General features: G+C 70.3%; 13 protein-coding genes. 11 read left to right on the plus strand and 2 right to left on the minus strand.

Annotated elements, in window-relative coordinates:
• Positions 1-2,265 carry a TonB-dependent receptor gene (locus ACQ4L4_RS24795; protein ID WP_431101462.1) on the minus strand — a complete coding sequence of 755 codons (2,265 nt, stop codon included), beginning with the start codon at positions 2,263-2,265 and terminating at the stop codon, positions 1-3.
• A gap of 286 nt (positions 2,266-2,551) precedes the next feature.
• Here ACQ4L4_RS24795 and ACQ4L4_RS24800 point away from each other — a divergent pair, with 286 nt between their 5' ends.
• Positions 2,552-3,310 carry a DeoR/GlpR family DNA-binding transcription regulator gene (locus tag ACQ4L4_RS24800; RefSeq protein WP_431101463.1) on the plus strand — a complete coding sequence of 253 codons (759 nt, stop codon included), beginning with the start codon at positions 2,552-2,554 and terminating at the stop codon, positions 3,308-3,310.
• A 161-nt stretch (positions 3,311-3,471) separates the two neighbouring features.
• Here ACQ4L4_RS24800 and ACQ4L4_RS24805 read toward each other — a convergent pair whose 3' ends face one another.
• Positions 3,472-4,431, minus strand: coding sequence for a tetratricopeptide repeat protein (locus ACQ4L4_RS24805; RefSeq protein WP_431101464.1), 960 nt, complete (start codon positions 4,429-4,431; stop codon positions 3,472-3,474).
• Positions 4,432-4,601: 170 nt separating this feature from the next.
• Here ACQ4L4_RS24805 and purE point away from each other — a divergent pair, with 170 nt between their 5' ends.
• The 10 genes from purE (at position 4,602) to ACQ4L4_RS24855 (ending at position 15,205) form a co-directional block, all read left to right on the plus strand.
• Positions 4,602-5,066 (plus strand): 5-(carboxyamino)imidazole ribonucleotide mutase, encoded by a 465-nt coding sequence (purE, locus tag ACQ4L4_RS24810; RefSeq protein WP_431053118.1) that lies wholly within the window; start codon positions 4,602-4,604, stop codon positions 5,064-5,066.
• Positions 5,066-6,226: a 5-(carboxyamino)imidazole ribonucleotide synthase gene (locus ACQ4L4_RS24815; protein ID WP_431101465.1), complete on the plus strand. Its 1,161-nt coding sequence runs from the start codon at positions 5,066-5,068 to the stop codon at positions 6,224-6,226. Before purE ends, ACQ4L4_RS24815 begins: the two co-directional genes overlap by 1 nt.
• A 72-nt stretch (positions 6,227-6,298) precedes the next feature.
• The gene (locus tag ACQ4L4_RS24820; RefSeq protein WP_431101466.1) at positions 6,299-7,303 is read left to right on the plus strand and encodes an L-threonylcarbamoyladenylate synthase; all 1,005 of its coding nucleotides are present in this window, start codon (positions 6,299-6,301) and stop codon (positions 7,301-7,303) included.
• Between the two features lie 22 nt (positions 7,304-7,325).
• A complete protein-coding gene (locus ACQ4L4_RS24825) occupies positions 7,326-8,264 on the plus strand; it encodes an SGNH/GDSL hydrolase family protein (protein ID WP_431101467.1) in 939 nt (312 codons plus the stop codon).
• Positions 8,265-8,519: 255 nt separating this feature from the next.
• Entirely contained in the window at positions 8,520-9,917 is a 1,398-nt protein-coding gene (locus ACQ4L4_RS24830; protein WP_431101468.1) for an alpha/beta hydrolase family protein, read from the plus strand.
• 30 nt (positions 9,918-9,947) lie between these two features.
• The gene (locus tag ACQ4L4_RS24835) at positions 9,948-10,646 is read left to right on the plus strand and encodes an OmpW/AlkL family protein (RefSeq protein WP_431101469.1); all 699 of its coding nucleotides are present in this window, start codon (positions 9,948-9,950) and stop codon (positions 10,644-10,646) included.
• 94 nt (positions 10,647-10,740) lie between these two features.
• A complete protein-coding gene (gene tsaB / locus ACQ4L4_RS24840; RefSeq protein ID WP_431101470.1) occupies positions 10,741-11,592 on the plus strand; it encodes a tRNA (adenosine(37)-N6)-threonylcarbamoyltransferase complex dimerization subunit type 1 TsaB in 852 nt (283 codons plus the stop codon).
• On the plus strand, positions 11,589-12,086 hold the full coding sequence (rimI, locus tag ACQ4L4_RS24845; RefSeq protein WP_431101471.1) for a ribosomal protein S18-alanine N-acetyltransferase: 498 nt from the start codon (positions 11,589-11,591) through the stop codon (positions 12,084-12,086). The genes tsaB and rimI overlap by 4 nt, the downstream gene beginning before the upstream one ends.
• Positions 12,083-13,099, plus strand: coding sequence for a uracil-DNA glycosylase (locus tag ACQ4L4_RS24850; protein WP_431101472.1), 1,017 nt, complete (start codon positions 12,083-12,085; stop codon positions 13,097-13,099). The genes rimI and ACQ4L4_RS24850 overlap by 4 nt, the downstream gene beginning before the upstream one ends.
• The gene (locus ACQ4L4_RS24855; RefSeq protein WP_431101473.1) at positions 13,100-15,205 is read left to right on the plus strand and encodes a putative bifunctional diguanylate cyclase/phosphodiesterase; all 2,106 of its coding nucleotides are present in this window, start codon (positions 13,100-13,102) and stop codon (positions 15,203-15,205) included.
• Positions 15,206-15,214: the final 9 nt, after the last annotated feature.

The following is a 15,214-nucleotide window of genomic DNA, read 5'->3' on the forward strand; positions in this document are numbered from 1 at the left end:
TCAGAACTTCCCGGTCAGCGTCACGAAGAACTGACGGGGTGCGCCCGGCAGCAGCGTTGCGTAGGTGCCCGTCGGGTCGCTGTTCGTGAAGCCGTTGGAGCCGATCGTCGAGATGTAGTGCTTGTCGAACACGTTGGTCACGCTGCCTTGCAGGCTCAGCTCGCGCAGCATCGACACGTTCTTCAGCTTGTAGCCGGCGCTCAGGTTCACCAGCGTGCGGTCCGGGACCGAGGCGTCGTTGGTGTACGAGTAGTAGCGCTTGGACATGTAGTCCACGCCGATGTTGCCGAACAGCGCGCCGTCGTCGTAGCCCAGCTGCGACTTGATCATCGTGTCCGGCGCGTCGGCCACGCGCTTGCCGCGGATCGCGATCGTCGTGGTGCCGCTGACGACGTCGTCGCGGTAGGTCGACTTGGACAGGCTCACGCTGTTGTACCAGGTGAGCGCCGAGGCCAGGCGGAAGGACAGGGCCGCTTCCACGCCGGTGGCGCGCACGTCGCCGACGTTGGACAGCACGACCGGGTTGCCCTGGATGCCGGAGCCTTGCTGCACGCTCAGCAGGCGGTCCTTGAAGTTGACCAGGTAGGCGCTGACCGAGCCTTCATAGCCGCGGCCGCTGGTCCGCCAGCCGGCTTCCACGGTGTCGGAGGTCTCGGGCTTCAGGCTGCCCTTGATGGCGTTGAAGCCGGCGGTGGTCGTCGCGAACGGCGAGGTGCCGGTCGCCGCGCCCTGGTAGGCGCGCATGTTGCGGGCCAGCGTGCCGTAGAGCTCGTTGTTGGCCGACAGGCGGTAGTTGATGCCCAGCTGCGGCAGGAAGCCCTTCTCCGCGCTGATCGAGCCCGACGGCATGCCGGTGCCCGCTTCCAGCTGGCCGTCGATCTTGACCTTCAGCGCCTTGAAGCCGGCGCCGACGGTCAGGTCCTTGGCCACCGACCAGGTGTCGGACAGCGAGAACTGCGAGGTCTTCGTATTGAACGCGTACTGCCACTGCGTCAGGAACGGGTTGCTCGGGAACTGGTAGACGCTGGTGTTGGCCGAGGCGGCGTAGAAGCGGCGGGCCTGGTCGAAGTCGTTGTCCTCGAACCAGACGCCGGCCTTGATCAGGTGGTCGCCCAGGTCGAACTCGGCGTTGGAGACCACGCCGCCGCGCTTGATACCGTACTCGGTCGTGCGCACCGAGATCGGCGTGCCGTCCGGCGAGGCCTGGTACGGCGTGAACCACAGGCCCATGCCCTTGTTGTGGTGGTAGTAGGCCGTCGTCTTCCAGGTGATGTTCTGCGCCAGGCGCAGGTCGGCGGTGGCGCCGTACAGCTCATCGTTGCGCAGGCCGGCGCCGGCGTAATACTGGTCGTCGCAGGCGGCCACGTAGGTGCTGCCGTTGTTGCCGCACAGCGTATTGGAGGCGTTCACCGCGGCGGCGAAGTTCGGGTAGAAATTGTCCAGCGTGTCGCCCTTGCGCTTGATCAGGTCCAGCGACAGATCCTGGTAGTCCACTTCCTTGCGGCGCGAGGTGTTGATGAAGGCGGACAGGCGGCTGTCGCCGATCGCCTTGGTCCACTTCAGGTTCCACTGCTCCTGCTTCTGCTTGCCGTCGCCCTTCCACTTGTCGGCGTCCTGGTTGGTGTAGCTGACGTAGAAGTCGCCGACCACCGTGCGGCCGCTGTCCACGCGCAGGAAGGTGCGGGCGGCGGAATCGCTGCCGATGGTCTGCGAGGCGCGGAAGCCGAACTTCTCCAGCGGGTCGCTCGAATAGAACTGCAGCGTGCCGCCCAGGTTGCTGGACGAGGCCGCTTCCAGCGCGCCGGCGCCCTGCGACAGCGAGGCGCGCCCGACGTTCTCGCTCGAGATCGCGCGGCTGATGTGCAGGCCGTTGAAGTTGCCGTAGGACATGTCGCCCAGCGGCACGTCGTCGAGCGTGAAGCCGATCTGGTTCTGCGAGAAGCCGCGCACGGTGAAGCGGGTCGACCACTCGTAGTTGCCCAGGCCGTCGGCGGACTGGAAGTTCACGCCGGGCAGGCGGGCGACGGTTGCCAGCGGGCTGCTGCCGGCCAGGGCGTTGTCGAACTCGGTCTGGCTCAGGCTCTGCACGGAGCGCAGCTGGCCGCGGCCGACGGAGACGGTGACGCGCTCCAGCTCGGAGCGCTCGGACGACGCGGCGGCGGTCGTGTCGGCGGACTTCGCGGCGTCGGTCGATTGGGCGGCGGCGGGGAAGACATAGGCCAGGCTCAGGGCCAGGACCAGCGCGGTGGGCATCGGGTGCTTCATGGTGGGGACTCGGTGCGTTGAGGTGTCGGAGGAGAGGTCGTCAATGCGGTCGGTTTGACCAACGAACGACCCGCACTGTCACAACCGTCCACGACAAGACAACGACAAACACGGAAAACCACAGCGCTTCTCGCGATGACTGCTGGATATCCACAACATCACAAATAAATCCTCAAACTGTCATGAAGGCGCTGCGTGGATTTGGGTGAATGCGACGTCCGGTGACGGCTGAACCCATCGACAGGGATGCGGCGGCCGAGGCTCCGGCAGGGAGAACAAGCGATCCATGTGGTCCCAGGAACGACACGACAAAATCCTCTTGCTGCTGCGGGAGCGCCACCGCCTCACGACGGACGAAGCGGCGCGCGAGCTCGGCGTGTCGCGCGAGACGGTGCGTCGCGACCTGATCGAGCTGGAGCAGGGCGGCAAGCTCGCCCGTGTGCACGGCGGCGCAGTGCAGTCGGAGGTGCCGGCCGAAGCCAGCTACGCGGAGCGCGCGCAGTCGCGCCGGCGGCAGAAGCAGGCGATCGCGCGGCAGGCGCTTTCGCTGGTGAAGCCGGGGATGAGCCTGTTCATCGATGCGGGATCGACGACGCATGCGCTGGCGCAGGCGCTCGCCCAGGCGCAGGAGCTGCGCGTGATCACGAACTCGGTCGCGGTGTGCGACGCGATGGCGGGGCGCCAGGGGCACGAGCTGCTGATGCTCGGCGGGGCGTATGTGCCGGAGACGTCGGGGACCTTCGGCGAATTCACCGTCGCGGAGATCGCGCGGCATCGCGTGGACATCGCGCTGATCTCGCCGACGGCACTCGACGCGCGGCAAGGCGCGTCAAGCTATCTGTGGGCGGAGGTGGCGGTGGCGCAGGCGATGCTGGCCCGTGCGCGACAGCGTGTGCTGCTTGCTGACTCCAGCAAGCTCGGGCAAGGCAGCCGGATGCAGGTCTGCGATTGCGCCGATATCGACGTGCTGGTCACCGACAACGAGGCAGATCCCCAGGAGCTGGATCGGCTGGCGCGCGCCGGGGTGGCGCAGGTGATGCTCTGATGCTGCCGTCCTGCTGAGGCCGGGGCGTTGGCCGCCAGGTCATGAGGCCTCCGCGGCAAGCGCGGAAACCTCACGACCTGCCGTCCCCCACCATCGACGTACTTCCCCGGTTTTGCTACCGGGGACTGCGGGGGAGGGCTCGGGAGGGCTGTGGGGTCAGGTCAGAACAGCGCCATGCTCAGCTTGCGGCGGTACTGGTCGACCAGCGGGTCGGCCGGGGTCACGGTGCTGTGGCCCGACAGCTGCAGGCCGCCGGCCTGCGGCGCGGCAGCGCCGTGCGCCGCCTGCACCGGCTTGGTCATGATCTCGAGGATCGCGACATAGGTCTTGCGCGCCAGCTGGTCGTTCCAGGTCTTGTCACGCATGATGATCTCGAGCAGCTCTTCCATCGCGCCGGTGAAGTCGCGGCCGGCGAAGAGGCCCTGCGCGAGCGCGAAGCGCGCGTCGAAGTCGCGCTTGTTGTTGGCGATCGCCGATTGCAGCGCGGCCGGGTCCAGGCCTTGCTCGGCACGCTCGGCGGCAGCGATCCAGGCGGCAAGCGCCTTGAATCTCGCGTGCGGCGTGATCGTGTCCGCCGCCTGGTGCGCCACCGGCGCGAAGGCCGCCTTGGCGTGTTCGAGCTGGTCGTCTTCCAGCAGCGCGCGGATCAGGTCGAAGCGCGCGACCTCGTTGTTCGGATCGGCCATGACCGCGGCCTGCAGCTTCTCCAGCGCGCCGTCGGCGTCGCCTTCCTCGAGCAGCGCCTGCGCCTCGGCCAGGTCCTCCTCGGCCTCGAGCGCCTCGCCGGTCGGCACGTGGCGGTCGAGGAACTCGCGGATCTGCGCCTCCGGGATCGCGCCGACGAATCCGTCCACCGGCTGGCCGCCGACGAACATCACGCAGAACGGGATCGAGCGCACGCCGAAGGCCTGGCTCAGCTGCGTGGCGATCTCCGGCTGGTCGTCGCTGTTGAGCTTGGTCAGCTTCCAGCGGCCCGCGTAGGCCACTTCCAGCTTCTCCAGCATCGGCCCCAGCGTGCGGCAGGGGCCGCACCACGGCGCCCAGATGTCGAGCAGCACCGGCTGCTGCATGGAGGCCTGCAGGAGGTCGGCTTCGAAGTTTTGGAGGGTGATGTCGGTCATGGTGGGGCAGGGCGGGAGCGGGCGGCGACGCGATCCAGTCGGAACAGGAACGGCAAGAACGGCACCTGAGGCTCCCCGCCTACAATTCAAGGTTTCACGATTTGACAATCGAGGACCGACCCGTGAGCAGCGCCACCACTCCCGACATCTCCCCCGTCATCGGCGTGGTGATGGGCTCCAGCAGTGACTGGGAGACCATGAAGCACGCCGCCGACATTCTCACCGAGTTCGGCGTGCCGTTCGAGGCACGGGTCGTTTCGGCCCACCGCATGCCCGACGAGATGTTCGCCTACGCCGAGCAGGCGGAAGGCCGCGGGCTGCGGGCGATCATCGCCGGCGCCGGCGGCGCCGCCCACCTGCCGGGCATGCTGGCCGCCAAGACCCTCGTGCCGGTGCTCGGCGTGCCGGTCGCCAGCCGCCACCTGCAGGGCGTGGATTCGCTGCACTCGATCGTGCAGATGCCCAAGGGCATCCCCGTCGCGACCTTCGCCATCGGCAACGCCGGCGCGGGCAACGCGGCGCTGTTCGCCGTGGCCGTGCTGGCCCGCGACAACCCGGACCTGCGCGCGAAGCTGGACGCCTTCCGCCAGCGCCAGACCGCCGCCGCGACCGCGATGACCGAGGAGCTGCGCTGATGCCGCTGCTGCCGGGTGACGCGACGCTGGGCGTGCTGGGAGGCGGCCAGCTCGGCCGCATGTTCGTCCACGCCGCCCAGGCGCTGGGCTACCGCTGCGTGGTGCTGGACCCGGATGCGTCCAGCCCCGCCGGGGCCGTCGCCCAGGACCACCTGAAGGCCGATTACCTGGATCCGGCGGCACTCGACGACCTGGCCCGCCGCTGCGACGCGGTCACCACCGAATTCGAGAACGTGCCCGCCCGCGCGCTGGAGCATCTGGCCCGGGTGCGCGTCGTCGCGCCCGGCGCGTCCGCCGTGGCGGTCTGCCAGGACCGCGCCCGCGAGAAGGCCCACTTCGACGCCAGCGGCGTGCCCTGCGCGCCGTACGCGGTGCTGCACACCGCCGCTGATCTGGCCGCGGTGCCGGACACGCTGCTGCCCGGCATCCTCAAGACCGCCCGCCTCGGTTACGACGGCAAGGGGCAGCGCCGCGTCGCCGACCGGGCGCAGCTCGCCGCCGCCTTCGATGAACTTGGCCGCGTGGACTGCGTGCTCGAACAGATGCTGCCGCTCGCGCTGGAGCTGAGCGTGCTGGTCGTGCGCGGCTCCGACGGCGAGGTCGTGACCTTCCCGGTCCAGCAGAACCTGCACCGCGACGGCATCCTCGCCGTGACCGAGGTGCCCGCGCCCGACGTGGACGACGCGCTGCAGGCGCAGGCGCGCCGCTCGGCCGCCGCGATCGCGACCGGCATGGGCTACGTCGGGGTGTTGTGCGTCGAGTTCTTCGTGCTGAAGGACGGCCGCCTGGTCGTCAATGAGATGGCGCCGCGCCCGCACAACTCGGGCCACTACACGATGAACGCCTGCGACGTCTCGCAGTTCGAGATGCAGGTCCGCGCGATGGCCGGCCTGCCGCTGCGCGAGCCGCGCCTGCATTCGCCGGTGGTGATGCTGAATCTGCTGGGCGATCTGTGGTTCGACGCGGAAGGCCGGGAACGGACGCCCGACTGGGCCGGCGTGCTGGCACTGCCCGGCGCCGAACTGCATCTGTACGGCAAGGCGCAGGCGCGCCATGGCCGCAAGATGGGCCACCTGAACGTGATCGGCGCGACCGCCGAGGACGCCCGCGCAAGCGCCCGGCGCGCCTGCGCGCTCCTCGGCCTGCCCGAGGCGTGGTGAGGCCGAGGGCGTGGGCGATGATGCAGAGAACGAAGCGGGTAGCGACGCGGGTAACGACGTGGTGAAGGCGTGATGACGGAGTCCGGCTTCCAGGTGCTCGACGGCCAATCGCCCGAGGCGGTGCGGGCCACCGCGCGCGTGCTCGCCGCGGGGGAACTGGCGGGCGTGCCGACCGAGACCGTCTACGGCCTGGCGGCGCGGGCCGACCAGGACGACGCGGTCGCCAAGATCTTCGCCGCCAAGGGCCGCCCCAGCGACCACCCGCTGATCGTGCACGTGCTCGACGAGCAGGGCGCCCGGGTCTTCGGGCAGGACCTGCCGCCGGTCGCCCACCGATTGATCGAGGCCTTCTGGCCCGGCCCGCTGACGCTGATCGTCCGCCGCGTGCCCGGCATCGCCGCGGCGGCCGCCGGCGGGCAGGACACGGTGGGCCTGCGCTGCCCGTCGCATCCGGTCTTCCGCGCGCTGATGGCGGAGTGCCGGGCCCTCGGCGTCGAGGGCCTGGCCGCGCCGAGCGCGAACCGCTTCGGCCGCGTCAGCCCGACCACCGCCGCGCACGTCGCCGACGAGTTCGACCCCGGCCTGACCGTGCTGGACGGCGGTCCGTGCGAGGTCGGCATCGAATCGACGATCGTCGACGTCAGCCGCGGCGGCCTGGTGCTGCTGCGGCCCGGCGTGCTGACGCCGGCGCAGCTGGAAGCCGCCGCGGGCCTCGCTTTACACGCGCCCGACGCACAGGCGCCGCGCGCGTCGGGCACACTCGCTGCGCACTACGCGCCGCGGGCGACGGTCCGGCTGATGGGCTCGGAAGCGTTACGCGCCGCGCTGGCGGGCGACCGTCCGGCGGGGCTGGCGGTATATTCCCGCTCGTCCTTCGCCGGGACCGGCGCGCCGGCGCTGCACCGGGCCATGCCGGCCCAGGCGCGCGCGGCGGCGCGTCAGCTGTTTGCGGTCCTGCGCGAGCTGGACGCGGCGGGCGCGACGGAGATCTGGATCGAGGCGCCTCCGCAAGAGGCCGCCTGGGATGGGGTGCGGGACCGCTTGTCCCGCGCGGCGGCGGCCTTCGCGCCCCGCTGAGTTTTCGAGATTTGGAGAGTTCATGAAGAGTGTGAAGCGCCACCTGGCCGTGCTGCTGGGTGCGACCGCGATGCTGGCCGCCTGCGGCGGCGGCGGCGAGCAGATCGACCCCTTCCGCGCGACGCGCGTCATCGCCTTCGGTGACGAGACGAGCACCATCCGCACCGACGGCACGAAGTACTCGATCAACGGGACCGACGCGACCACCGCGGCCGTGACCTGCACCTTGAACCAGGTGTGGACGCAGCAGGTCGCGGCGCGTTTCGGCCTGGTGTTCGCCGAATGCAATCCGGACAAGCTGGCCACGCCGACCGCGCGCATGTACGCCGCGGCCGGCGCCAAGGTCGCCGACGTCGCGGCGCAGATCGACCGCCAGTTCGCGCTCGACGGCTTCAACTCGAAGGACCTGGTCACCATCCTGGCCGGCGCCAACGACGTGCTCGAGCTGTACGCGCAGTACCCGGCGCAGGACGCCGGCACGCTGGGCAACGCGGCGCAGGCGCGCGGCGAGGCCCTGGCCGCGCAGGTCAACCGCATCGTCGACGCCGACGGCCGCATCATCCTGTCGACCATGCAGGACATGGGCCTGTCGCCGTTCGCGATCCGTGAGAAGGCGGTCCACGCCGATACCGACCGCGCCGCGCTGCTGACCGAGCTGTCGAGCCGCTTCAACGCCGGCATGCGGCTGAAGATCCGCAACGACGGCCACTACATCGGCCTCATCCTCACCGATGAGTTGATGGGCACGATGAGCCGGTTCCCGACGCTGTACTCCGCGTCCAACTCGACGGACGCCGCCTGCCTGGCGAGCTCGCTGCCGCCGATCTGCACCGACAAGACGCTGGTGGCCAACGCCACCTCGGCCACGCACATGTGGGCCAGCGACCGCCTGGTCGGTCCGGTGATGCACAACAACATGGCCTCGCAGGCCATCAACCGGGCGACGAACAACCCGTTCTGAGGCCGATCCTGACGCGCGCATCGCGCGCAGTCTGATGACGGAAGTGTTGCAACCGCGCCTCGATGGGGTCAGGTTGTGCGTCCGTCGTTCCAACGACCCTGGCATGCTGTGGCTTGTCAGGGTTTTCCTTTTGTAAGCGCCGGCTGACGTGCGCTTAAAGTGACCCCTGAGAAAAACGAACGACCGTTCGATTTAGTGCCGACCGCGATCGCCGGGACGGTGCAGACGACGGAGACAACCCCTGGAGAAGTCCGAATGAACAGCCAATTCAAACTGGCCAGCCTGACGCTGGCCGCCGTGGCCATGTTGAGCGCCTGCGGCGGCGGCAGCAATCCTTCGAGCGACGATCCGCCGCCGGCGCGCGGCACGCTGGAACTGGGCCTGAAGGCCGGCGCGGCGACCGCCGCCCAGATCGACGTGGGCACCGCGGCGAAGGGCGTGCAGGCGATCAGCGGCAAGGCCGCCTGCGACGTGGACGTGCGCTACGTCTACTACTGGACGCGTGATCCCCAGGGCCTGCCGGCCACCGCCTCCGCCGCCGTGCTGGTGCCGGCCGGCACCGGCGCCGCCTGCACGGGCAACCGCCCGGTGGTGCTCTATGCCCACGGCACGACGACGGACCAGGCCTACAACATCGCCGACATCCAGAACAACGCCGAAGGCTCGCTGGTCGCGGCGTTCTACGCCGCCCAGGGCTTCATCGTCGTGGCGCCGAACTACCTCGGCTACGACCGTTCGGGCCTGCAGTACACGACCTACCTGAACGCCGAGCAATCCGCGATCGAGATGATCGACGCGATGCGCGCCGCCCGGACCCACCTGGCCGCCGAGAGCGCCGTGAAGCCGTCGGCCAAGCTGCTGCTGGCCGGCTACTCGCAAGGCGGCCACGTGGCGATGGCGACGCAGAAGGTGATGGAGCGCGACTACGCGACCGAATTCCCCGTCACCGCCGCCGCGCCGATGTCCGGCCCGTACAACCTGGTCGGCTTCAGCGACCAGATCGTCAACACCGGCCCGGTCAACGCCGGCGCGACGCTGTTCCTGCCGCTGATGCTGACCAGCTACCAGAAGGCCTACGGCAACATCTACTCGGCGCCGACCGACGTGTACGCCGCGCAGTTCGCCGCGACCGCGGAGACGCTGTTCCCGTCGAAGAAGTCGATCACCACGCTGATCCAGGAAGGCAAGCTGCCGAACGACCCGACCTTCACCAACCTGTTCGGCACCGGTGGCCTGCTGAACCCCGCGTTCAAGACCGCGTACCCGACCTCGAACTTCCGCACCGCGCTGCAGACCAACACGCTGCTGGGCTGGACGCCGAAGGCGCCGGTCGCGTTGTGCGGCGGCTCGGGCGACCCGACCGTGTTCTTCACCAACACCGCCCAGGCGCAGGCCGACTTCGCCTCGCGCGGCAAGCTGTACCCGGCGTCCAACCTGGAAAGCTCGGCCTCGATGGCCTGGGCCGGCCAGGTGACGGCGGCGACGATCGCGGGCGGCTTCGCACAAGCCAAGGCGGCCACGTCCGCCGCGGCGGGCGGTGGCGCGGCCGGTGCGGCAGCGGTGCAGGGCGCCTATCACGGCACGCTGGTTCCGCCGTTCTGCAATGCGCTGGCGCGCGGCTTCTTCCAATCGGTCCTGGCTGCTCAGCCGTAATCGCCGACGACCAGCACGGAGACATCATTCATGAAGAAGAACATCACCCTCATCCTGGCCGCTTCGCTGATGGCACTGGCGGGCGCCGCCCGCGCCGAAGAGCCGGCGGTCGGCACGCACACGGTCTACCTGGGCCTGGCCCACATCGACGTGAACAGCAAGGCCGCGCCGCTGGAAGGCGGCAGCAAGCAGTTCCCGGCGCCGGGCGCGCAGATCCGCGTCGGTGACGCGACCACCACGGGCTTCGGCTACACCTACCGCTTCGCGCCGCGCTGGAGCGGCGAGATCGCGCTGGGCATCCCGCCGTCGCACAAGATCTACGGCAACGGCGTGCTCGCCAACGCCGGCCAGATCGCGGTCGTGCGCCAGATGCCGCCGACGGTGTTCGTGAACTACCACCTCGGCGAATGGATCCCGAAGGTCCATCCCTTCGTCGGCGCGGGCGTGAACTACACCTACTTCGAGAAGAAGCGCAGCACGCCCACCGGCGACGCGATCAGCGGCGGCCCGACCCGCATCACGCTGGAGAACTCGTGGGGCCTGGCGGCCCACGCGGGCTTCACCGTGGCGTACACGAAGCAGTGGTCGCTGAACGCGACGGTCGCCTACGCGGACGTGCGCAGCAAGATGCGCTCGTTCACGACGACCAAGGACGGCGTGGAAGAGCTGCACACGGACATCAACTTCCGTCCGGTGGTGTACACGCTGTCGCTGGGTTACTCGTTCTGATCGGCCTTCCAGGCCGATTCCTGATCGACATCGCGCCCCGCGGAGCCGGGGGATCTCCCGGCCCCGCGACGTCCCGGGCCACTACACTTCAGCCATGAGCGTGTTGCTGGCCCTGGATAGCTCGACCGAACACATGGCTCTGGCCCTCGTTGGCCAGGGCCATGATGCTTTTGTGGACGCCGATGGCGGGGCCCAGGCCTCCCAGCGGCTGGTCCCCGACGTGATGGCGCTGCTGAAGCAGGCCGGCCTGCCGCTGGCCGCCGTGGATGCGGTCGGTTTCGGCCGCGGGCCGGGCGCGTTCACGGGGCTGCGCACCGCGTGTTCGGTGGCGCAGGGCCTCGCGTTCGGCGCGGGCAAGCCGGTGCTCGCCCTGGACAGCCTGATGCTGGTCGCGGAGGACACGCGACAGCAGCTGATCGCCGCGGGCGACGATGCGGGCGGGTCCGCGGCCGGTCGCACGATCGATCCCGCGACCGACCCCGCGACTCTCCCCGTGGTGGCGCCGCTCGACGTGTGGGTCGCGATGGACGCCCGCATGAACCAGATCTACCTCGGCCGCTACCGCTGGAACGGCGCGCGGTGGTCGACGACCCTCGAGCCGGTGCTGACCGATGTCGACCCGCTGCGCGCGCTGTGGCAGGACGAACCGCCGACGATCGTCGCCGGCTCGGCGCTGGGCGCCTTCGCGCTGGAGACCGGCGCGGCCCGGCGTTTCCCGACCACCGCCTCGCGCGCCCGCGCGTTGGGGGCGCTCGCGCGCCAGGCCTTCGATGCGGGCCTTGCGGAGGACGCCGCCAACGCGCTGCCGCTGTACGTGCGCGACAAGGTGGCCCTGACCACCGCCGAGCGCGAGGCCGCCAAAGCCGCCACGGGGGCAGGCGCTACAGGCGCCGCCCTGGCCGCCCCGGCCGATGCGGTCGACGCCAAGGGAGCGCACACGAGATGAGCGCCCAACCCCGCGATCTGGCCTGGCCGCCGTCGCTGCAATCCCTGCAGCCGCTGCGCGCGCTGGACCTCGACGAGGTGATGGCCATCGAGGCCGTCTCCTACAGCCATCCGTGGACGCGCGGCAATTTCATCGATTCGATGGCCGCGGGCTACGCCGGCTTCGTCATGCGCGACGAGCAGGCGCGGCTCTGCGGCTACTTCCTCGCGATGCAGGTGATCGACGAGATGCACCTGCTCAACATCACCGTGACCCAGGAGCGTCAAGGGCAGGGGCTGGCGCGGCGCATGCTCGACGCGCTGGGTCTGCTGGCGCGGGCCCGCGGCTGCCACCAGGTGTGGCTGGAGGTGCGCGAGAGCAACGTCCGCGCGCGCCGGCTGTACGAGCGCTACGGCTTCGTGCAGAGCGGCCTGCGTCGCGGCTACTACCCGGGCGCGGACGGCCGCGAGGATGCCCTCCTGATGACGCTGCGCCTGATGGAGCCCGCCCCATGAGCTGGAACGATCGTCAACGCGCGATGCTGGAGGCGATGGGCCTCAAGCTGTGGACGCCCGCTTCCGGCGCGGCGCCGTCGACCGAGGCGCCTGCGCCTGTCGCGCCCGCAGCGCTCGTCGCGCAACGTGCCGTGGCGCCCGCGCGATCGACTGACGCCCACGCGGCGCCCGCGGCCCGCGCGCCGATGGTCGACGCCGAGGTCGCCCTGGCGGAGCCGCCCGCGCCGCGCCGCGCGCCGGAAGCACCGACGAGGACCCCGCCCGCCGCGCCGACTGTGCCTACCGTGGTCGCCCCCGTTGCGGCACCGGTGACCGCGGCCGCCGCGGCCGATGTCGCGCTCGCCCAGGCCCGTGGCCTGGCGCGCGAGGCCATCGCCCGCCTCGACTGGCCCGGCCTGCGCGACGAGGTCGCGTCCTGCCGCGCCTGCGGGCTCTGCGAGTCGCGCAAGAACACCGTGTTCGGCGTGGGCAACGAGCGCGCGCACTGGATGGTCGTCGGCGAGGCGCCGGGCGAGCAGGAGGACCTGCAGGGCGAGCCCTTCGTCGGCGCCGCCGGCAAGCTGCTGGACAGCATGCTGCGTGCGGTCGGCTTGAGCCGCGGCGAGGGAACGCCGGAACGGCAGGTCTACATCGCCAACACGCTGAAGTGCCGGCCGCCGCGCAACCGCAATCCGGATCCGTCGGAGCTCGCGCAGTGCGAGCCCTTCCTGCAGCGCCAGATCGAACTGATCCAGCCGCGCATCATCCTGGCGATGGGCCGCTTCGCGGTGCAGCAGCTGCTGCGCAGCCAGGAGCCGATCGGCCGGCTGCGGGGGCGCGTCCACCGCTACCAGGGCGTGCCGCTGGTGGTCACGTACCACCCGGCCTACCTGCTGCGCAACCTGCCGGACAAGGCGCGGGCGTGGGAGGACCTCTGCCTCGCGCTGAAGACGCTGGACGAGCAGCCGCCGCGCGCGGACGATGCCGCTGCGAGCGCACCGTCCGCCATGTCCTCGACAGTCGGGACGGACTGAATGAACGCGCCGGTGCCGCCCCTGCCGCCGGCCTGCCCGGCGCCCTCGGCCGAAGACCAGGCCGCGCAGTTCCGGCTGCTCGCGGACAACGTGCCGGTGCTGATCGCGGTCTTCGACGCGGCCACGCGCACCTGCCGCTTCGCCAACCGCCAGTACGCGCGCAGCTTCGGCCTGGACGAGGCCAGCGTCCTGGGCCGCACCTTCGCGCAGATCATCGGCGAGGACGCCTCGCTGGAGATCGAGCCCCACGTGCAGCGCGTGCTGCGCGAGCGCGTCAGCGTCAGCTACGAGCGGCGACTGGAGCGCCGGGACGGCAGCCCGCGCTGGATCGAGGTCAACCTGATCCCCTACATGCCGCCGGGCGCGGACGAGGTGCAGTCCAGCTTCGTGCTGATCTCCGACATCACCCGCTTCCGCGAGGCCGAGCTGGCCGTGCGCGACTCCGAGGAGCGGATGGGCAAGTTCATGCAGGCGTCGATGGAGGGCATCGTCTTCCACCGCGACGGCGTGATGACCGACGTCAACCCGCCGCTGTGCGAGCTGGTGGGCTACACGCTCGAGGAACTGGTGGGACGGTCGGCCCTGTCGATGATCGCGCCGGATCAGGTCGACACGGTGCGCGACGTGATGATGAGCGGCACGGAGACCCGCTACCCGACGGCGATCCTGCATCGCAGCGGCGAGCGCATCGACGTCGAATTCATCGTGCGGACCCTGTGGCGCAACGGCGAGCGCCTGCGCATGACGATCGTCCGCGACCTGCGTCCGCACCTGGAGGCGCTGGCGCGCATCCAGCACCTCGCGCAGCATGATCCGCTCACCGGCCTGCTGAACCGCGCGACCTTCATGGAGCGGCTGCGCGAGCGGCTCTCGCAAGGCCATGCGCGCCGCGCGGCGCTGCTGTTCATCGACCTCGACAACTTCAAGCGGGTCAACGATTCGCTCGGTCACCTGGAAGGCGACCGCGTGCTGCGGACCGTCTCGGAACGCCTGCGCGGCGGCCTGCGCGGCAGCGACCTGGTGGCGCGCTTCGGCGGCGACGAGTTCGTCGTGCTGCTCGAGGACGTGCATCAGCGCAAGGATGTGCAGACGGTGCTCAACGCGCTGCTGAGCGTCGTCGAGGTGCCGGTGCAGGCCGACGGCCGCGACCTGTCGGTGACGCCGTCGATCGGCGTGGCGATGTACCCGGAGCATGGCGAGTCGCCCGAGGAGTTGCTGCAGCACGCCGACACCGCGATGTACCTGGCCAAGACCGCGGGCCGCGCGACCTACCGCTTCTTCGAGCACGCGATGGCCGAGAACGCCTACGCGGACCTGGTGCTCGAGACCGAGCTGGCGCAGGCGCTGACGGCCGACCAGTTCGTGCTCTTCTATCAGCCGCAGGTCGACGCGCGCACCGGCGAGCTGGTCGGCGCCGAGGCGCTGTTGCGCTGGCGGCACCCCGAGCGCGGGCTGCTGACGCCGGATGCCTTCATCGTCGTGGCCGAGCGCCATCGCCTGATGCTGCCGCTGGGCGAGTGGGTGATGTACGAGGCCGCGCGGCAGACGCGCGCCTGGCATGAGCGCGGCGTCGCGTCGGTGCCGATCGCGGTGAACCTGTCGAGCATGCAGTTCCGGCTGGCGAGTTTCTCGAAGTCGGTGGCCCACGTGCTGAAGACCGCCGGCGTGCCCGGCGAGTGGTTGGAACTCGAGCTGACCGAACGCATGCTCACCGAGGAGATCGACCGCCTGCCCGAGCTGCTGCAGACGCTGCGTTCGCAGGGGCTGGCGATCTCGATCGACGACTTCGGCACCGGCTACACGGCGCTGAACCAGTTGACCCGGCTGCCGCTGGACAAGCTCAAGATCGACCAGAGCTTCGTGGCGGTGCTGCCGGACGATCGCGGCGCGGCCGCGATCACGCGCGCCATGGTGCAGATGGCCAAGGGCCTGGGCCTGCGCGTCGGCGCCGAAGGCGTGCGCAACGCGCGGCAATGGCACCTGCTGGCCGAGTGGGGCTGCGACGAGCTGCAGGGCGAAGTGATCGCGCCGGCGATGTCCGCCGAGGAATTCGAAGCCTGGCTGGCCGAACGCGGTCAGCCGACGCTTCCCAGGATCGACACATGACTTCCAAGT

This window comes from Roseateles noduli (assembly GCF_050626985.1).
GTDB lineage: Bacteria > Pseudomonadota > Gammaproteobacteria > Burkholderiales > Burkholderiaceae_C > Roseateles > Roseateles noduli_A.